The 18,579-nt window shown below is 55.0% G+C and carries 15 protein-coding genes; 6 read left to right on the top strand and 9 right to left on the bottom strand.

The genetic code is table 11. From position 1 onward, the window contains the following. Positions 1-6 precede the first annotated feature (6 nt). The 7 genes from WKR14_RS14060 to WKR14_RS14030 all read right to left on the bottom strand — a co-directional run bounded on the left by WKR14_RS14060 (position 7) and on the right by WKR14_RS14030 (position 7,916). Positions 7-708 carry a CoA transferase subunit A gene (locus tag WKR14_RS14060; protein ID WP_071237862.1) on the bottom strand — a complete coding sequence of 234 codons (702 nt, stop codon included), beginning with the start codon at positions 706-708 and terminating at the stop codon, positions 7-9. Between the two features lie 64 nt (positions 709-772). Further along, positions 773-1,663 carry a hydroxymethylglutaryl-CoA lyase gene (locus tag WKR14_RS14055; RefSeq protein ID WP_339086556.1) on the bottom strand — a complete coding sequence of 297 codons (891 nt, stop codon included), beginning with the start codon at positions 1,661-1,663 and terminating at the stop codon, positions 773-775. A gap of 2 nt (positions 1,664-1,665) precedes the next feature. Then, entirely contained in the window at positions 1,666-3,723 is a 2,058-nt protein-coding gene (locus WKR14_RS14050; protein WP_339086554.1) for an acetyl/propionyl/methylcrotonyl-CoA carboxylase subunit alpha, read from the bottom strand. Between the two features lie 13 nt (positions 3,724-3,736). Then, the gene (locus WKR14_RS14045; RefSeq protein WP_339086552.1) at positions 3,737-4,591 is read right to left on the bottom strand and encodes an enoyl-CoA hydratase-related protein; all 855 of its coding nucleotides are present in this window, start codon (positions 4,589-4,591) and stop codon (positions 3,737-3,739) included. Between the two features lie 11 nt (positions 4,592-4,602). Further along, positions 4,603-6,210 (bottom strand): carboxyl transferase domain-containing protein, encoded by a 1,608-nt coding sequence (locus WKR14_RS14040; RefSeq protein WP_129979601.1) that lies wholly within the window; start codon positions 6,208-6,210, stop codon positions 4,603-4,605. 68 nt (positions 6,211-6,278) lie between these two features. Then, positions 6,279-7,448 carry an isovaleryl-CoA dehydrogenase gene (locus WKR14_RS14035; RefSeq protein ID WP_025889846.1) on the bottom strand — a complete coding sequence of 390 codons (1,170 nt, stop codon included), beginning with the start codon at positions 7,446-7,448 and terminating at the stop codon, positions 6,279-6,281. Positions 7,449-7,508: 60 nt separating this feature from the next. Next, on the bottom strand, positions 7,509-7,916 hold the full coding sequence (locus WKR14_RS14030) for a MerR family transcriptional regulator (protein WP_117200473.1): 408 nt from the start codon (positions 7,914-7,916) through the stop codon (positions 7,509-7,511). Between the two features lie 392 nt (positions 7,917-8,308). On the opposite strand from WKR14_RS14030, the gene WKR14_RS14025 reads away from it, so the two are divergent. From WKR14_RS14025 to gndA, 3 genes are all read left to right on the top strand, one after another. Next, entirely contained in the window at positions 8,309-10,225 is a 1,917-nt protein-coding gene (locus WKR14_RS14025; RefSeq protein ID WP_335922838.1) for a propionyl-CoA synthetase, read from the top strand. Between the two features lie 293 nt (positions 10,226-10,518). Then, complete coding sequence (gene sugE / locus WKR14_RS14020) at positions 10,519-10,833, top strand: quaternary ammonium compound efflux SMR transporter SugE (RefSeq protein ID WP_039033745.1); 315 nt, start codon at positions 10,519-10,521, stop codon at positions 10,831-10,833. Positions 10,834-10,990: 157 nt separating this feature from the next. Then, positions 10,991-12,529, top strand: coding sequence for an NADP-dependent phosphogluconate dehydrogenase (gene gndA, locus WKR14_RS14015; protein ID WP_101055052.1), 1,539 nt, complete (start codon positions 10,991-10,993; stop codon positions 12,527-12,529). Positions 12,530-12,639: 110 nt separating this feature from the next. Here the strand turns inward: gndA and WKR14_RS14010 are convergent, their stop codons facing one another. Then, entirely contained in the window at positions 12,640-13,515 is an 876-nt protein-coding gene (locus WKR14_RS14010) for a 1,4-dihydroxy-2-naphthoate polyprenyltransferase (RefSeq protein ID WP_101055054.1), read from the bottom strand. A 233-nt stretch (positions 13,516-13,748) separates the two neighbouring features. Between WKR14_RS14010 and WKR14_RS14005 the strand changes: the two genes are divergently transcribed. The 3 genes from WKR14_RS14005 to WKR14_RS13995 all read left to right on the top strand — a co-directional run bounded on the left by WKR14_RS14005 (position 13,749) and on the right by WKR14_RS13995 (position 15,995). Continuing rightward, positions 13,749-14,633 (top strand): SDR family NAD(P)-dependent oxidoreductase, encoded by an 885-nt coding sequence (locus WKR14_RS14005; protein ID WP_101055056.1) that lies wholly within the window; start codon positions 13,749-13,751, stop codon positions 14,631-14,633. A gap of 70 nt (positions 14,634-14,703) precedes the next feature. Then, a complete protein-coding gene (gene tesB, locus WKR14_RS14000) occupies positions 14,704-15,567 on the top strand; it encodes an acyl-CoA thioesterase II (protein ID WP_101055058.1) in 864 nt (287 codons plus the stop codon). An 11-nt stretch (positions 15,568-15,578) separates the two neighbouring features. Beyond that, entirely contained in the window at positions 15,579-15,995 is a 417-nt protein-coding gene (locus tag WKR14_RS13995) for a YbaY family lipoprotein (protein WP_101055060.1), read from the top strand. Positions 15,996-16,343: 348 nt separating this feature from the next. Here WKR14_RS13995 and WKR14_RS13990 read toward each other — a convergent pair whose 3' ends face one another. Next, the gene (locus tag WKR14_RS13990; protein ID WP_339086547.1) at positions 16,344-18,554 is read right to left on the bottom strand and encodes a hypothetical protein; all 2,211 of its coding nucleotides are present in this window, start codon (positions 18,552-18,554) and stop codon (positions 16,344-16,346) included. Between the last annotated feature and the right edge of the window lie 25 nt (positions 18,555-18,579).

Genomic DNA, 18,579 nt, shown 5'->3' with positions numbered 1-18,579 from the left:
CTGCCCTTATGCCTGTTTTACTGTGCGCTGTTCGATACGTTTCTCGAACACACCCTTGATGACGCGATCCACATAGATTCCCGGGGTGTGGATATGATCCGGGTTCAGCTCACCCGGCTCGACTATCTCTTCCACTTCCACCACGGTTATCTTGCCGGCGGTGGCCATCATGGGGTTGAAGTTGGCGGCTGTCTTGCGAAATACCAGATTACCCATGGTATCGGCCTTCCAGGCGCGGATCAGCGCGAAGTCGGCGGTCAGTGCCTCTTCCAGCACATAGTGGCGGCCATTGATTTCACGGGTCTCTTTGCCCTCGGCCACAGGGGTGCCGTAGCCGGTGGCAGTAAAGAAGGCGGGGATCCCGGCGCCGCCGGCGCGGATCTTCTCCGCCAGAGTGCCTTGCGGAGTAAGGATTACATTGAGCTCGCCACTGAGCATCTGCCGCTCAAAGGTGGCATTTTCACCCACATAGGAGGCGATCATTGTGCTTATCTGCTTATGTTGCAGCAGTAGCCCCAGTCCGAAGTCGTCTACCCCGGCGTTGTTGGAGATGGCGGTCAGGCCGCTAACGCCCAGCTTGACCATTTGATTGATAAGGCCTTCGGGAATGCCGCAAAGGCCAAAACCGCCCACCATGACTGTCATATCATTGGTGAGACCTGCGAGCGCTTCGTCGTAGCTGCCGACAACTTTATTGAGTCCTGCCATAGTGATGTCCTTGCTGTTTATTATCTGTCGTTATACTGCTTATCTGTTGTGCCACCTGGAGGCCTTAAGCTCCCAGGGCTCTGGCTACTTTTGAACCGGTTTGCCGGCCAAGCTGCTGGCTTATCTGCCGTCCGGCCCGGGCCAGTTTGTTGAGATCTATGCCTGTGTCTATACCCATACCATGCAGCATGTAGACAAGATCTTCACTGGCCAGATTACCGGATGCGCCTTTGGCATAGGGGCAGCCACCGAGTCCGGCGACCGAGGTATCTATTACACTGACGCCGGTTTCCAGGCAGGCGAGAATGTTGGCTAGCGCCTGACCGTAGGTATCATGGAAGTGTAGCGCCAAGCGCTCTACCGGTACGCGATCGGCCACGGTTTCCAGCATTTTGCGGGCCTTGAGCGGTGTACCTACGCCTATGGTGTCGCCGAGGGATATTTCATAGCAGCCCAATTGATGCAGAATGTCGGCGACCCGAGCCACTTCTGCCGGGGCGATTTCACCATCATAGGGGCAACCCAGTACGCAGGAAACATAGCCACGAACCCGAATGCCTTGCTCCTTGGCCCGGCTCAGCAGGGGCTCGAAGCGGGCGATGGACTCTTCGATGGAGCAGTTGATGTTCTTCTGGCTGAAGCCTTCGGAGGCGGCGGCAAATACCGCCACTTCATCGGCGCCGGCAGCCAGCGCCAACTCCAGGCCCTTGAGATTGGGAGTCAGGGCGCTGTAGCAGACGCCGGCGCGGCGTGAAATGCCGCGCAGCACCTCGCCCGAGTCTGCCATTTGCGGCACCCACTTGGGCGATACAAAGCTGGCGGCTTCGATGCGCTTCACCCCGGCATCGGCCAGGGCTTCAATCAGGGCTATCTTGGCCTGAGTGCTGACTGAGGTTTCATTTTGCAGGCCGTCTCTTGGGCCCACTTCAAACAGGCTTACCTTGGGAGGCAGCATTTTTAAGCCTCCTTGAGTTGTTCGCTGAGCTCCAGCAACTGGGCGCCATCGCTGACCAGTTCGCCGGGCTGGAAGAAAAACTCACTCACAGTGCCATCGAAAGGCGCGGCTATGGTGTATTCCATCTTCATCGCTTCCATCACCATCAGCCCCTGGCCGGCCTTAACGCTGTCGCCCACAGCCACCAGATGGGTGACTATGGTGCCGTTCATCGGCGCCTTGAGCAGATCGGCGTGGTTGGCCTGCTCCTCTTCCAGTTCATTCTGAATGGCGCGGAAATGGCAGGCGCTAAGCTCGCCGGAGCGGCCAAGCAGGGTAAAGTCCATGCCCTGGCGGCTGATTCGCTGGCTGCTGATATGCCCATCGACCACACAGCGAAGCGTGTCACCACCGGCCTCATCTGTGCTCAACTCGCCTTCGATAACCAGGGTTTGACCATCCAGTGTCAGTTGCCAGCTATCGGCCTTGGCCAGCTCAGTCAGCTGCAGGTGATGAATATGGTGTTCATCGTCCATCAGGGCAATATCGTGGCGCTTGGCGCTGTTGAGTCTAAAGCCACTGGCGAAGCCCCAGGGCGAGGAAGGGTCCTGACTGTTTGCCTGTTTGGCCTGAGAGTCGCGTTTGCGCCACAGCATTTCATACAGGGCGGCTTTGGCCAGCAGCGGCAAGGGCAGGGCGCTGTCTTTCGCTTGAGGCAGCAGCTGTGCTTGATAACGCTCAATAAAATCTGTGCTGAAGTCGGCGCCGGCAAAGGCCGGGTGAGCGGCGATTTTACCCAGGAAACCGATATTGTGTTTCAGGCCGGTGAGCTGGAAGTCATCCAGAGCCCTTTGCAGGCGCTGCAGCGCTCTTGGGCGTGACTCATCCCAGACAATCAGCTTGGCTATCATGGGGTCGTAGAAGTTGGAGATTTCATCGCCTTCACGGACACCCGAGTCGATACGCACATGACGCGATGGCTTGGGCTCGCGCAGGAAGTTGAGCTTGCCGCTGGCAGGCAGGAAGTCGTTATCCGGATCTTCGGCATAAATCCGCACTTCAAAGGCATGGCCATTAATGGCAACTTGCTCCTGAGTCAGGGGCAGAGGCTCTCCGGCGGCGACCAGCAGCTGCCAGTGCACCAGATCTGTCTCTGTCACCAGCTCGGTAACCGGATGCTCTACCTGCAAACGGGTATTCATCTCCATAAAGAAGAAGCTGCCGTCTTCCTCTGTGGCATGGGTGTCCAGCAAAAACTCGACCGTGCCAGCGCCCACATAATCGATGGCGCGGGCGGCGGCCACGGCGGCTTCACCCATGCGGCGGCGCAGGGCGTCGCTGAGGCCGGGGGCCGGCGCTTCTTCCACCACTTTCTGGTGGCGGCGCTGAATCGAGCAGTCCCTGTCTGACAGATAGATGGCATTGCCTTGGGTGTCGGCAAATACCTGTACTTCCACATGGCGCGGCTGCTCCAGGTAACGCTCCATCAACAGCTTGTCATTGCCAAAACTGGAGGCGGCTTCACGGCGGGCCGAGTCGATGGCCGACTTGACTTCCGTCAGGCTGCGGACAATCCGCATTCCCTTGCCGCCGCCACCGAAGGCGGCCTTGATCAGCAGCGGGAAACCGATTTTTTCGGCTTCACTGAGCAGCACTTCATCGCTCTGGTCATCACCGTGATAGCCGGGCACCAGTGGTACTCCGGCGCGGCCCATGATGAGTTTGGCGGCGCTCTTGCTGCCCATGGCTTCTATGGAATCGGCCTTGGGACCGATAAAGGCGATATTGGCCCGTTCACAGGCAGCGGCAAAACCGGCGTTTTCCGACAGAAAACCATAACCCGGGTGGATCGCCTCGGCGCCACAGGCCTTGGCGATATCGATAATGGCATCGCCCTTGAGGTAGGAGTCGGCCGGTGCCGAGCCCCCCAGATAAAAGGCTTCATCGGCCATGGCCACGTGGGCGGCATGGCGATCGGCATCCGAGAACAGTGCGACAGTGCGTACACCCAATGACCTGGCGGTACGTATGATGCGACAGGCAATTTCGCCGCGGTTGGCAATCAGAATCTTGTTGAACATCTTACATCCTTCCTTAGTCACGGCGCTGTGGCGGGTTCGAGCTATTGCCTGGATTGTAACTGGAGTTGTTGGCCGGGTTGTTACTTGTGCCTTGCCAGTTCGGCGGGCGTTTTTCGAAAAAGGCGTTCAGCCCTTCCTGGCCTTCAGCAGACACCCGGATCCGGGCGATGGCCTCGCCGGTGAGCGCCAGCGTCTGTTCATCTATCAGTCCGTGGCGGATATCGCTTATCAGCTGTTTGCACCAGTTGAGCGCCTGCGGACTGTTGCCCAGCAGCGACTCGATAAGGGGCGCTGCGGCGGCCTTGAGATCGTCTGCTACCTGATGCACCAGTTGCAAAGTTTTGGCGGCTTCGGCATCAAAACGCTCTGCGGTCAACATATAGCGTCTCGCCTGACGCTCACCCATGGCGCGGCGCACATAGGGGCTGATGACCGCCGGGATCAGGCCAAGCTTCACCTCGGACAGGCAAAAGCTGGCCTTGGGCGTCGCTATGGCGATATCGCAGCAACACACTAGCCCAAGCGCCCCGCCAAAGGCTGCGCCCTGTACCAGTGCCAACGACGGCTTGGGGAATTGATCCAGAGTGGCCATCAACCGTGCCAGCTCGGCGGCGTCTTTGAGGTTGTCATCAAAGTCCATCGCCGCTTGTTTGCGCATCCAGTTCAGGTCGGCGCCGGCGCTGAAATGTTTGCCGTTGGCTTTCAGCAGCAGCACCCGGCAGGCGGGATCCCGGGCCAGGGACTCCAGCGCATCAATGAGCTCGGCAATCATCATCTCATCGAAGGCGTTGGCCAGCTGAGGGCGATTCATCACCAGGGATGAAACGCCGCGGGAGTCGGTGGTTAATGTCAGATATTGATAATCCATACCGGCCTCCATTACATGCGGAACACGCCGAAACGTGTGTCCTCTATGGGCGCATTCAGCGCCGCCGACAATGCCAGGCCGACCACATCCCGGGTCTGGGCCGGGTCGATAATGCCGTCGTCCCACAAACGGGCGCTGGCATGGTAGGGGTGACCCTCTTTATCGTATTGGGCTATCACCGGGGCCTTGAAGGCGGCTTCTTCCTCGGCGCTCATGGTCTGCCCCTTGCGGGCCAGGCCGTCTTTACGCACTGTGGCCAATACTCCGGCGGCCTGTTCGCCCCCCATCACTGAGATGCGGGCGTTGGGCCACATCCACATCATGGTGGGTTCAAAGGCGCGACCGCACATGCCGTAGTTACCGGCGCCGTAGGAGCCGCCGATGATCACGGTAAACTTGGGCACAGTGGCGCAGGATACTGCGGTCACCATCTTGGCGCCGTGTTTGGCTATGCCTTCATGCTCATATTTCTTGCCGACCATAAAGCCGGTGATGTTTTGCAAAAACAGCAGCGGGATCTTGCGCTGGCAGCAAAGCTCGATGAAGTGAGCGCCTTTTTGTGCCGACTCGGAAAACAGAATGCCGTTGTTGGCCACTATGCCAACCGGATAGCCATGAATACGGGCAAAACCGCACACCAGAGTGGCACCGTAACCGGCCTTGAACTCGTCGAATTCTGAGTCATCGACGATGCGGGCAATCACTTCTTTGACATCGAAGGGCTTTTTCAAGTCGGTGCCGACTATGCCGTAGAGCTCATGAATATCGTACTTGGGTGGCTTTACCTGGCTCAGAGTCTGGGCAATCTGTTTTTGGTGATTGAGGCGGGAGACGGCATTGCGGGCCAACTCCAGCGCGTGGTCGTCGTTTTGCGCCAGATGATCGGCCACACCGCTTATCTTGGTGTGTACCTCGGCGCCGCCGAGTTCTTCGGCACTGACCTCTTCACCCGTGGCGGCTTTCACCAGCGGCGGGCCAGCCAAAAAGATGGTGCCCTGTTCACGGACAATAATCGATTCATCCGCCATCGCCGGCACATAGGCGCCACCTGCGGTACACAGGCCCATGACCACGGCGATTTGCGGGATCCCTTTGGAGGACATGCGGGCCTGATTGAAGAAGATACGGCCGAAGTGATCCCTGTCCGGAAACACTTCATCCTGGCGTGGCAGGTTGGCACCGCCCGAGTCCACCAGATAGATGCAGGGCAGGTGACAGCGCTCGGCTATCTCCTGAGCCCGCAGGTGTTTTTTCACCGTCAGCGGATAATAAGTGCCGCCTTTGACCGTGGCGTCGTTGGCGATAATCATGCACTCGATTCCGCTGACCCGGCCGATCCCGGCTATGATGCCGGCGGCGGGCACTTCTTCGTCATAGACTTCGAAGGCAGCGAACTGGCTCAGTTCCAGAAATGGCGAGCCGGGATCCAGAAGTTTCTCTACCCGGGTGCGCGGCGCCAGTTTACCGCGAGACAGATGGCGCTCCATGGCCACAGGGCCACCGCCTTCGACTATCTTGTTGAGCTTTTGTTGGACATCGGCCACCAGGTGGGACATGGCGGCTTGTTTTTCCCTGAATTCATCGCTGCGGGCGTTGATTCTACTGCTGATTTGAGGCACGGCTTGTCATCCTTTTCGACTGAATGGGGGAGCGTGAAGGGCCGCTTGAACGGCCCAGGCATTCGCCATTACTTGGTTTCGTTGAACAGCTCGCGGCCGATGAGCATGCGGCGGATTTCCGAAGTGCCGGCGCCGATTTCATAGAGCTTGGCATCGCGCAGCAGGCGACCTGTAGCGTATTCGTTGATATAGCCGTTGCCGCCCAGTAACTGAATGGCGTCCAGTGCCATCTTGGTGGCGAGCTCGGCGCTGTAGAGAATGGCACCGGCGGCATCTTTACGTGTGGTTTCGCCGCGATCGCAGGACTTGGCGACGTTATAGATATAGGACTTGGCGGCATTCATGCCTGTATACATGTCGGCCAGTTTGCCCTGCACCAGTTGGAATTCGCCGATGGATTTGCCGAACTGCACCCGCTCGTGCATATAGGGCATCACTATGTCCATACAGGCGGTCATTATCCCAAGAGGGCCGCCGCTGAGCACCACCCGCTCGTAGTCGAGGCCGCTCATCAGTACCTTCACACCCTGGTTGAGGCCGCCGAGAATATTTTCTTCCGGGACTTCGCAGTCTTCGAATACCAGTTCACAGGTGTTGGAGCCGCGCATTCCCAGCTTGTCGAGCTTCTGCGCCTGGGAGAAGCCTTTGAAGCCGCGCTCGACGATAAAGGCAGTAATCCCGTGCGGGCCCTTGTCCAAGTCGGTTTTGGCGTAAATCACATAGGTGTGGGCATCCGGGCCATTGGTGATCCACATCTTGTTGCCGTTGAGAATGTAACGGTCGCCTTCCTTGCGGGCATGCAGCTTCATGGAAACCACGTCCGAACCTGCGTTGGGTTCACTCATCGCTAGTGCGCCTATATGCTCGCCGCTGACCAGTTTGGGCAGGTATTTTTCCTTCTGGGCCTGATTGCCGTTGCGGTTGATCTGGTTGACGCACAGGTTGGAGTGGGCGCCGTAGGACAAACCTATGGATGCCGAAGCGCGGGAGATCTCTTCCATGGCGACGACGTGCGCCAGATAACCCATGTTGGCACCGCCGAACTCTTCGGGGACTGTTATCCCAAGCAGCCCCATGTCGCCGAACTGAGGCCAAAGCTCGTTGGGGAAGGCGTTGTCCTGATCCACCTTGGCGGCAATGGGGGCGATTTCATTGGCGGCGAAACCGTTGACTGCATCCCGCAGCATATCGATTTCTTCACCGAGTCCAAAGTTGAGGCTTGAGTAGAGAGAGTTCATTGGCTTGATGTCCTGTAAGTTAATATTTTTATTTTATTATTATGGTGTTTGGTCAATGGCTCAGGCTCTTTCCTGCTCCATGTCATCCAGCGCCTGACGGCACTGAAGTTCGGCAGAATTGAGTTCCATCAACACCACCTTGATATCGTCCATCTGCTGTTGCAGTGAGGTTTTTTTCTCTTCGATCAGGGCCAACATGGTATTGAGCTGTGCATGGCTGCTCTTGTCGGCATCGTAGAGTTCAAACAGTCGGCGGGTTTCCGCCAGGGAAAAGCCCAGACGCTTGCCGCGCAGGATCAGTTTCAGTCTGACTCTGTCCTTGAGACTATAGATACGGGTCTGACCACGACGCCTGGGTTTGAGCAGACCCTGATCTTCATAGAAGCGGATGCTACGGGTGGTGATATCAAATTCCTTTGACAGATCACTGATGGAGTAAGTGGTTTGTGGATTGTGGTTTGCGCTCATCGATAACACCATAAAATGGAACTTGTTTGGCAAGATATATGAAGTTTACGTAAAGGTAAAGTTTGTTGTGGCATTTTGCTAACTGTGAGGTGTCAATCCCTGCTGCCATCGGCCTTTGCCCGTATTGAAACACTTGCTTCATTAACCTGCTAATTTGTCTTTCCAATATGGGTAATGGTGCATGGCACCCTTCACTATGCATGTTTGCATTCCAATGGTTGTGATCGCCGGAGCGGATGAGCAGCAAAATACCCGCAAGTCAAAAGGCGCAGTTCGAGCGGGGTTTTAGGCTAACGTCTAATTGGGTACAAGGCCAAAAAGGACTTTAATTGTCCCAGGAAGGAAGGGAACGCAGTGCCGTCGCAGAACGGCGTCCTTTGGGAGGACAGATAATGATAGATCCGGGTTTAGCCCTGCATAAGGCGTCACTCGAGGACAAGACACAGTTTTGGGGCGAGTGTGCCCGTGCCATAGATTGGCAACAGCCCTGGGAGCAGGTGCTGGATGAGAGTGAGGCGCCATTTTACCGCTGGTTTAGCGGTGGCATGCTCAACACCTGCTATAACGCGGTGGACCGGCATGTGGCCGCAGGGCGTGGCGAACAGACCGCCATTCAATATGTCAGTCCGGTAACAGATACCGAGTACGGCATCAGCTATAACGAATTACAGCAGCAGGTGAGCCGCCTGGCGGGCTGGATGCAATCTGTCGGGATCAATAAGGGCGATAGAGTCGTTATCTATATGCCTATGGTGCCGGAAACCCTGTTTGCCATGCTGGCCTGTGCCCGCATAGGGGCAATACATTCGGTGGTGTTCGGCGGCTTTGCCGCCAATGAACTGGCAACCCGGATCAACGATGCCAAACCCCGGCTGGTATTGTCCGCCTCCTGCGGCATTGAACCCTCAGGTGTTGTGCCTTATAAGCCACTGCTGGACAAGGCGCTGGATCAGTCTGAGCATAAGGTGGAAAACTGCCTTATTCTCGGCCGCAGTCAGTATCAGGCCGAGTTGCAGTCAGGGCGGGATCATGACTGGCAGAGTGCTATCTGTCAGGCGACTCCTGTCGATTGTGTGGCGGTCGAAGCCACTCATCCCCTGTACATTCTCTATACCTCAGGCACCACAGGCCAGCCAAAGGGGGTGGTGCGTGATAACGGTGGCCATGCCGTAGCGCTGGCCTGGTCGATGAAGGCCATCTATGACATAGAACCTGGTGATGTCTTCTGGGCCGCCTCTGATGTGGGTTGGGTGGTGGGTCACTCCTATATTGTCTATGCACCGCTGCTGGTAGGTGCCACCACCTTGCTGTTTGAAGGCAAACCTGTGGGCACCCCGGATCCCGGCACTTTTTGGCGCACCATAGCCAAGTACAAGGTCAAGAGTTTCTTTACTGCACCGACGGCGATTCGTGCCATCAAACGTGAGGACCCTGAGGCAAGCTATGTGGCTCAAAGCGATCTCTCTTGCCTGAAGAACGTGTTTCTGGCCGGCGAGCGTTGTGACCCGGATACCTTGAAGTGGGCGTCAGAGAAGCTGGCCAAGCCAGTGATAGATCACTGGTGGCAAACCGAAACAGGATGGGCCATTGCCGCCAACTTGATGGGAGTGGCGCCTATTCCGGTCAAAGCCGGGTCACCGGCCAGAGCCGTGCCCGGTTATCAGGTGGAAGTATTGGACGAAATGGGGGAGCAGGTCGCTCCCGGGCAATCGGGCAATGTGGTGATTAAGCTGCCTCTGCCGCCCGGAACCCTGACTACCTTGTGGCAAAACGATAAGCGTTACCATGACAGCTATCTGGCCATGTATCCCGGTTACTATCTTACCGGGGATGCCGGCTATATGGATGAAGAGGGCTATCTCTACATCATGAGTCGTATTGATGACATCATTAATGTGGCCGGTCACAGATTATCGACCGGGCGTTTTGAAGAGGTACTTTGTCAGCATCCGGCGGTGGCTGAAGCGGCGGTTATTGGTGTGGAAGATAAGCTCAAGGGGCAGGTGCCGCTGGGGTTGGTGGTGCTCAAGATGGGGAATACCCTGAGCGAAGAACAGCTGCACAAGGAGCTGGTGGCCCTGGTGCGCCAGGAAATTGGCCCGGTGGCGGCGTTCCGTTTGGTGAGCGCTGTGCCCAAGTTGCCCAAGACCCGCTCCGGCAAGATACTGCGTGGCACCATGCGTAAAATTGCCGACAACCAGGAGTTCAAGGCGCCGGCAACCATAGAGGATCCCGGCACTCTGGATCTGGTACGCACCGCACTGACCCGCATGGGCTATGCCGATTCTCTGGTGAAAGAGCACGCCTGAGGTTGACTTTCTCCTTTTGCGCCTGCCGCTGGCAGGCGTTTTTTTAGCTGTTTTTCATGTTGTAAAGGCGCGCCTCTTACACTTTGCCCTTTTAGTCGGCCTTTGCTAAGATGCCGCTGCTCCGTTCGGGGCAACAACAAGTAGTTACATACAAAGTAGTAGCATCCAAGTTTTACATTCAGGCTTGCAACTTAAGCTACACTATGTAGCCTTATCATTCCGGCCGCAGGGACGACCCTGCAAGCGCCTTTTCCACTATCGGGGACGACCCCTCTTTAAAAAGGGATGGGTTCATGAACTGGTTACTCTTAATCCTCGCAGGTTTGTTTGAAATCGGTTGGGCCATAGGCCTTAAATATACCCAGGGTTTTACCAAGTTAATTCCGAGTCTGTTGACCTTGGGCGCTATGGCCATCAGTGTCGGTTTGCTTGGGCTGGCGACCAAGTCATTGCCTATAGGCACGGCTTACGGTGTTTGGGTAGGCATTGGCGCTATGGGCACGGCATTGGTGGGTATCTGGCTATTCGGCGAGAGTGCCAGTCTGATGAAAATCGGCAGTTTGCTGTTGATTTTTATCGGTGTTTTGGGACTGAAACTGGCTAATTGAACCCGGATGTTTGTCTGTTAATCGTGTTTTTCAAACAAGGTTATCGTCAAGGGCGGCTGGTAATTAACTTTCGTTAATCAGTATAATTAATCCACTCAAGGCCGGTTGTTGGCTCACAAAATGGCCGGCTCCTCTGCTACCCGTGGAATTAATAACAATGCAAACCCACAAGCATCTTTCTGACATCGGGGTCATAGGCCTGGGTGTTATGGGCAAGAATCTCGCTCTCAATATCATAGATAACGGCTATCGGGTCGCGGCGTTCGATCTGGACAGTCGCAAAGTGACAGCTGCCGAAAACCAGGCCAAGACGGAAGTGACCGAGAGGGAACAATTGCTGTTTGGCTGTAATAATCTTACTGATTTGATGGCAAATTTAGCAACACCGCGCATCTTGCTGCTGTCCATTCCGGCCGGTGCGGCGGTCGATGCCGTATGCCAATCCCTGCTCGATGCCGGGATTGAGCGCGAGGATATAGTCATAGACACGGGCAATAGCCTGTGGACAGACACTATAGCGCGGGAACAGCGCTATCGCGATCAGTTTATCTTCTTCAGCTCAGCTGTGTCCGGCGGTGAGGTGGGGGCTAGATTCGGGCCTTCTCTGATGCCAAGTGGTGATATCAAGGCCTGGAAGCGGGTTGCTCCCATTTGGCGGGCGATAGCTGCCAAGGTGGATGGTGACACCGGATTGCCGCTGGAACGATTTGAGCCCGGCAACCCGGTTACCCAAGGGGAGCCCTGCACGGCTTACATAGGCCCGGCCGGTAGCGGTCACTATGTGAAGATGGTGCACAACGGCATTGAATATGCCGACATGCAGCTGATTTGCGAGGCTTATCATTTGCTAAGCCAAGTGCTGTGCCTTGATGCCTATGCCATTGCCCAGGTGTTCGAGCGCTGGAATACAGGTGTGCTCTCCAGTTATCTGATGGAAATCAGCGCCGAGGTCTTGCGGCAACAGGACCCATTAAGCGGCAAGCCTCTGGTTGAGATGATCCTTGATAAGGCAGGGCAGAAGGGCACAGGTCTGTGGACGGCTGTCAGCAGCCTGCAGATAGGTTGCCCGGCGCCCACTATCGCCGAAGCGGTTTATGCCCGCGCCATCAGCACTCAAAAGGTTCTGCGCCAGAGCTTGGCCACCAAGTTGGTCGGTCCCGAAGCGAGAGGCACTCAACCGGCAGGCTCGGACGAGCAACAAAGCTTTATTGATGGCCTGGAGAGCGCACTCTATTGCGCCAAGGTGAGCTGTTATGCCCAGGGGTTCCAGTTGATGGCGATGCAGGCTCAGGAGCTGGGATGGCAGCTGGATTTTGCCGCCATCGCCAGGATCTGGCGCGCCGGCTGTATTATTCGCGCCAGATTCCTGCAATCCATAGCCGCAGCCTACGACAGTGAGCCTGAATTGGCCAATTTACTGTTGGCCGATGGCTTTGCTTCAACGCTTTCGGCGCGCCAGCAGGCATGGCGGCAAACAGTTGCCAAGGCGGTACTTGCAGGTGTGCCTGTGCCCTGCATCTCATCGGCGCTTTCTTACTACGACAGTTATCGCACTGAGACGCTGCCGGCCAATCTGTTGCAGGGACAACGGGACTTTTTCGGAGCGCACAGTTTTGAGCGTATAGACCAAGCTGCCAACGAGCGTTATCACCTGGATTGGAGTGACCCCAAGCGGCCGCTGATTAAACTGGATTGAGGGAAAACGGGCCGGGCAGAACACTATCACCGGCCAACGAAAAAGGCTTCCAACTGCGTGGCAGTGGAAGCCTTTGTTATTTCTATCCCTTTTTTATAGCTATACCTGGGTTAAAGGGTAAACACTAAACCTAAGCTGAATAGGGCGCTGAATATCATAGTCAGTTTGGCGGTGCGCCCCAGTAATGGATTCAATGCTGCGCCTGACTCCTGAATAAAATCGCTGGACAGCTTGCGGGCCATTAGCAGCGCAAGACCCGTCAGCAGCACAGGTAGCCCAGGTAGCAAACCCAGCAGGAAGCCGGCGATAATCAGGCCGAAGGGTAAGTAAACCAGCGCCTGGTACAGCACCTTGGATTGGGCCTCACCTATGCGTACCGCCAACGTGCGCTTGCCGGCTTTTTCGTCGGTATAGATATCACGGGTGTTGTTAACCAGGCAGATAGCGGCATTGAGCAGGCCTACGGCGCTCCCCAAAATCCAGGCTGCAGTGCTGGTATCACCGGCCTGTAGATAGTAACTGCCGACTACGGCTACCAAGCCAAAGAAGATAAAGGCCGCCACTTCACCCAGGCCGTGTGAGGCCAGCGGGTATGGGCCGCCGCTGTAACCCAGGGCGCCCATAATGGAAGCCGCCGCCAGGATGGCAATCGGCCAGCCACCGTGCCAGATCAGGAAAGATCCCACAGCTAATGCCAGCAAAAGGCAAAAAATCATTGCATTACGCACTTTCAGCGGGTCGAGTAAGCCGCTCTGGGTGACCCTTATCGGCCCAAGTCGCTCCTCGGTATCTATACCATTTTTGAAATCAAAGTAGTCGTTGGCCAGGTTAACGGCAATCTGCAGCAACAGGGCACAGACCATGGATGCCACTGCAATGGTCCAACTAAAACTCTCCAGTTGCAGAGCCAGAATGTTGCCTATCAGCAAGGGGCCTATCGCCGCAGGCAAGGTGCGCGGCCGTGAGGCTAAAATCCAGGGATTCATTTTGTCAATTCTTCAGAGTTAAAGATGGGAAAACATGCTAAGGATACCAATTTTCCACTTGAAAGTTAGCACAATCGGATAAATGCATTTAACAGAGTTTGAGTCAGCGCACATTTGTACCCGTGCGGATTGAAAAAATGCAGCCATAATCAAATAACCTTAGGGGATTATGTGTTCTTATTGTTAAAGAATACCCGGTATTTCATGAGCTTATTACTAAAGCAGAGGTTAATATGATGGGGTTTGGGGGCAGGACAGCCCTTGTCAGCGGTGCCGCCTCGGGGTTGGGGCGCGCCTTCGCCATAGGTTTGGCTCAGCGTGGTGCCAGCCTGGCACTGCTGGACATAGACAGCTGCAAAGATACCTTGAATGCGATTTCTGCTTTGGGGGCCGATGCCAAAGCCTGGCACTGTGATGTTGCCGATGAGCAAGATGTTGCTTTGGTGCTGCAGGAAGCCTGTGACCACTTTGGCACTATAGAGTTGTTGGTGGCCTGTGCCGGGATCCATACCCCCTGCTCATTTGAAAAACTGACACCACAGCAGTGGCGACGGCAGTTGCAGGTGGATCTGGATGGCAGCTTCTTTCTCTGTCACGGACTCTGGTCGCGAATGAAGGCACAGGAGTATGGCCGGATCCTTTTGTTGGGTGGTGTTAGTGGACTGTTCGGAGATCTTTTCGAAAGTGCCTGGGCCAGTGCCAAGATGGCATTGTTTGGATTAACCAATAGTCTCAGTCGAGAAGGTGGCAATCATAACATCCGTGTCAACAGTCTCTATCCTTTGGCTACCACCCCAATGACGGAGCAACACCTGGCACTGCCGGTACAACCTTTATTTGGTTTGAACGCGCCATTGGCAGCCGGATTGTTTCTGCTCAGCGAGCAGGCGCCCAATGGGCAACATTTGTTGGCTGCAGCTGGCAGTATCAGTCGGGTGAGAATAGCGCAGACAGAGCCGGGTTACTTTAATGCAGATGCTTGTACTCCTGAACTTTTGGCCAGAGCTTGGCCAGAGTTAAGCGTGGCTACGCCACTGGGGTTCAGCGACAGCGGCGAGGCGCAAATTGTTAACTGGGCCAGACAAGCTGCCGCCGAGCATGATATAGAGATAGAGTAAAGTCATCTGGTCACGAAGGGCGGTTCTGGGTTAATCTTTGCGGTATATGTCAGCCAGTTAATAGAGTTTTATGAGCCAGGTTTTAGATGATCTCTTGTCACTGCTCGCGCTTGAACAGATAGAAATTGGACTTTATCGGGGCCAGAGCCAGGATCTGGGTTTTGGTCATGTGTTTGGCGGTCAGGTCATGGGCCAAGCCCTCAGCGCTGCCCGTCGCACTGTGCCGCAAGAGCGCCAGGTGCATTCACTGCATTCCTATTTTTTACGGGCAGGCGATGAAAAGTTGCCGATAGTCTACGAAGTCGAAAACATGCGTGATGGCGGCAGTTTCAGTGCCCGTCAGGTGAAGGCGATTCAGAAAGGGCGGCCGATTTTCTACATGACCTGTTCCTTCCAGGAGCCGGAAGTTGGGTTCAGCCATCAGGCCGAAATGCCAGAGGTTCCCGGCCCTGATGGGATACTCAATCAGCAGGAGTTGGCGATGACCATGAGGGATAAGGTGCCCTCCAGGATGCTGGAAAAGTTTATGGCCGATGCCCCCATCGAGATGCGTCTGGTCAATCCGCTTAACCCTGTAGCTCCAGCGGCCACTGAACCCGTTCGACATGTATGGATGCGGGCAAATGGTGCCTTGCCGCCCGAACATGAAATGCACGACTACCTGTTGGCATATGCTTCGGATTTCAACTTTTTGGTGACGGCGGCTCAGCCTCATGGAGTGTCATTTTTGACCCCGGGGATGCGGATGGCCACTATAGATCATTCACTCTGGTTCCACAGACCTGTCAATATGGGGGAGTGGCTGCTGTATGCCATAGAGAGTCCCAATGCCAGTGGTGGTCGGGGATATGTGAGAGGGCAATTCTTTAATCAACAGGGCGAGCTGGTGGCTTCGGCCACTCAGGAAGGCTTGATGAGAATGACCGCCAAATAAGGGAAAGCAAGATGATTAAGTATGTGAAAGGACTGGTAATTGCTGCCGGGATAGCGTTTCTCGGCGCTTGTGTCACTGTTGACCCCAAAGCACCTATTATCGTTAACGGGGCTGCTGGTTACTTGGAAAGAGTGGCTTTGCCTCAAGGGTCCAGTATCACAATCGCCATCATAGATTTGGACACCCCCGGGGTAATAGTGGCGCAAAAGAGCTTTGATATCGCCAGGGCGCCGGTGCCGTTTAAGTTCATTTTACCGGCTGAAACCCTTGAGTCTGATGTCAACTATGGTGTAGTCGCCATGATCCAGTATCAAGGACGGGTGATTTTCCAAACCTACGACAGATACCCGGTGATCAACAATGACAAGTTCACCACCGAAGTGTTGATGAAGGCGGTGCCAATACCTCAGTTGGAACAACAACCTTGATTATTTGATATTGGTGCTAGGATCCCTGTTCGCGTGATGCCGTTTACTTTTGTAAACGGCATTTTTATGGTTACTGATGAGGCGGGCTGCGAAGGGGGGCTGTTTATTTCGGTAACCTGATATTAGCCGATTCTGCCAGGCTGGCTTACGACTCTAGCCTTGGCGACTTGTCTATTGAAACCATTTTCTCGCCAATAGATGTGCCAAAATTCATTATTCCCAACTAACGCCACGAAACCAAGGGGAAAATTAACCATGGTGTTCAGTCTTTATCAGCTTGCCGAACTGGTCATAGAAGTTCCAGTCGCCTGACTCGCGATTGCTGATATAGCTGCCTTCGGTACGCTTCTAGCCATTGGTCCAGAAGGTCTGCCACAGCCCTTCTTTTCTGTCCCTGAGGAAGCTACCTTTCTCGGCCAACTTGCCGTTGTTGTGGAAGTAACTGGCTTTACCCTCTTTCTGGCCTTTGAGCCACTGCTCATGGCTCTGTGGCTTGCCATTTTGGAAGTACTGGCTCAGTTTGCCATCGAGTTTTCCCTGCCAGTAGTTGGCTTGCTGCTTTAACTGACCGTTGCTGTAGTACTGCTCAGACTTGCCGTGCAGTACATCGTCCTTGAACTCCTGACTGGCGGCGAGCATGCCATCTTCAAACCAGCTTTGCCACTGGCCGGTTTTAGCTCCTTTTAGCAACTCGCCGGCCAGTTTCTGCTGCCCATTATCGACATAGTACTCGCTGTAGCTGCCGGTCTTGTCGCCATTGGCATAGGTTTCCTTGCGATAAAGGACGCCCTTGAAGCTGTAGTGCTCGCGTGTACCGTGCAACTTGCCGAGTAACCACTGGCTCTTGATCCTGACATTGCCCTCGGGGATGGTGCCAAAGGTGGGATCCTCCTCTTCGTAGCGGTAGTCTATCCAGCTACCTGTCTTCTTGTTGTTCAGGTACTCCCCCGTGACGCGACGGCGGCCATGATAATACTCGGCATATTGGCCATTGAGTTTGCCTTTGACAAAGGTCTGCTCCCGGCTCTTGACCCCTTCGCGATACTGAATCCAGAGCCCGTCCTTGTCGCCGTTGAGATATATGCCTTCCTCATTGGGATCGCCGTTGGCGTACCAGCGCTTGAAGACGCCATTAAGCGGATAGCGATAATCCTTGGCGGCCTTGTCTTTGGCATAGTGGGCCAACTCCCTGGGGTTGCCATTGTCATAGAAGCTTTCATATTTGCCGACCCACTTACCGTCTATGACTTCGCCCTGTTCCTGCACTGTGCCATCTTCAAAGTAGCGGATGGACTTTCCGGTTTGCTTATCGTGCTGGTATTGCACCAGGCTGCGTTTTTTACCGTTCGGGAAATAGCGGACAAAGTCGCCGTGACGCTCCCCCTGTTGCCATTGGCTGGACTCTTGTAAAACACCGGCGCTGAAACGCTGATACAAGCCGTCACGCAGGCCCATGGCAAACTGGGACTTTTCCAGGGGCTTGCCGTCGATATCGAAACGCTCATACTTGCCATGGCGGGGATACTGACCGTTGTCGCTCACTTGGCTATCGTGAAAGGTTTCCAGCTCAGCTAACTGGCCATTGGGGTGAAAACGCTTCTGTACGCCAGTTTGCAGGCCGTTTTTGTAGTGCTGCTCTATGACCAGCTTGCCTTCACTGTTGAAATACTCTTGGATGCCATCTTTTTCGCCGTCATTGAAATGTTCATTGCCCAGTAGCACGCCTTTATCGTCGAACGTTTGACATTGGCCCTGACGCTTGCCTGCGCGGTAAGCACATTTGACCGCCAGTTCGCCGCCGGGGTGATATTTCAGACTTTCGCCGTCACGTTCTCCGGCGCTGAAACGGGTTTCGCTCTCTTTACTGCCATTATCAAAAAAGCTCTGCCAGACGCCCTGACGTTGGCCATTGGCATCGAATTTACCTTTGACCCTGATGACTCCCTGGGCGTTTTGTTCCAGGTACTCGCCAAAGAGTTGGTTGTTGGCATATTGCTGACTTTGGGCCTGGGTGCCGTTTTCATAGAAGCTCTGCCATTGGCCATGGCGCAGGTTATTGGTATAGGTTTCACTGGCCTTGAGTTTACCGCTGGCGTAGAAGCGTTTGACCTGCTCTTTGTTACCGTTGCGGTAGAATACGCTTTCATCGAGGCGGCCATTGCTGTCAAAGGTTTGCCATTCCCCTTCGGGAACGCCTTTATTGAACACCTGTAATTCGGTCATCTGGCCGCTGAGGTCATACATGCGCCAACTGCCATTTTGATAGCCCTGGTAATACTGGCCTTCAACTAATTTGGTATTGTTGGGGTGAAATACTTGCCAGCGGCCATTGGGTAATCCTTGAGAGAAAGTCGCTTGGGTATAACCTTGGTTATCGCGAACGATGGTGACCTCGCCATTGAGGGGCATGCCACTGGCCAGATTGTAATAATGGGGGATACCGTCCTGCTGCCGGACTTCCACCATTAAGGAAGAGAGGTTTTGTGCCGCCTGCGCCTGTTGCAGCAAAGTCGATGTGCCCACTACCAACATTGTCATGATGGTGAGATGTTTATGCATAGCTTCTCCTTGTTACCGACCACTA

Source organism: Shewanella chilikensis, assembly GCF_037953065.1.
In the GTDB taxonomy this organism is placed as follows: Bacteria; Pseudomonadota; Gammaproteobacteria; order Enterobacterales; family Shewanellaceae; genus Shewanella; species Shewanella chilikensis.
Note: the sequence above shows the minus strand (reverse complement) of the source record. Positions and strands in the feature narration are given on the sequence as shown.

Bases quoted from the DNA above. Each gene is read 5' to 3' on its own strand.
- WKR14_RS14060 (WP_071237862.1), bottom strand. From the start codon at position 708: ATGGCAGGACTCAATAAAGTTGTCGGCAGCTACGACGAAGCGCTCGCA.
- WKR14_RS14055 (WP_339086556.1), bottom strand. From the start codon at position 1,663: ATGCTGCCTCCCAAGGTAAGCCTGTTTGAAGTGGGCCCAAGAGACGGC.
- WKR14_RS14050 (WP_339086554.1), bottom strand. From the start codon at position 3,723: ATGTTCAACAAGATTCTGATTGCCAACCGCGGCGAAATTGCCTGTCGC.
- WKR14_RS14045 (WP_339086552.1), bottom strand. From the start codon at position 4,591: ATGGATTATCAATATCTGACATTAACCACCGACTCCCGCGGCGTTTCA.
- WKR14_RS14035 (WP_025889846.1), bottom strand. From the start codon at position 7,448: ATGAACTCTCTCTACTCAAGCCTCAACTTTGGACTCGGTGAAGAAATC.
- WKR14_RS14030 (WP_117200473.1), bottom strand. From the start codon at position 7,916: ATGAGCGCAAACCACAATCCACAAACCACTTACTCCATCAGTGATCTG.
- WKR14_RS14025 (WP_335922838.1), top strand. From the start codon at position 8,309: ATGATAGATCCGGGTTTAGCCCTGCATAAGGCGTCACTCGAGGACAAG.
- sugE (WP_039033745.1), top strand. From the start codon at position 10,519: ATGAACTGGTTACTCTTAATCCTCGCAGGTTTGTTTGAAATCGGTTGG.
- gndA (WP_101055052.1), top strand. From the start codon at position 10,991: ATGCAAACCCACAAGCATCTTTCTGACATCGGGGTCATAGGCCTGGGT.
- WKR14_RS14010 (WP_101055054.1), bottom strand. From the start codon at position 13,515: ATGAATCCCTGGATTTTAGCCTCACGGCCGCGCACCTTGCCTGCGGCG.
- WKR14_RS14005 (WP_101055056.1), top strand. From the start codon at position 13,749: ATGATGGGGTTTGGGGGCAGGACAGCCCTTGTCAGCGGTGCCGCCTCG.
- tesB (WP_101055058.1), top strand. From the start codon at position 14,704: ATGAGCCAGGTTTTAGATGATCTCTTGTCACTGCTCGCGCTTGAACAG.
- WKR14_RS13995 (WP_101055060.1), top strand. From the start codon at position 15,579: ATGATTAAGTATGTGAAAGGACTGGTAATTGCTGCCGGGATAGCGTTT.
- WKR14_RS13990 (WP_339086547.1), bottom strand. From the start codon at position 18,554: ATGCATAAACATCTCACCATCATGACAATGTTGGTAGTGGGCACATCG.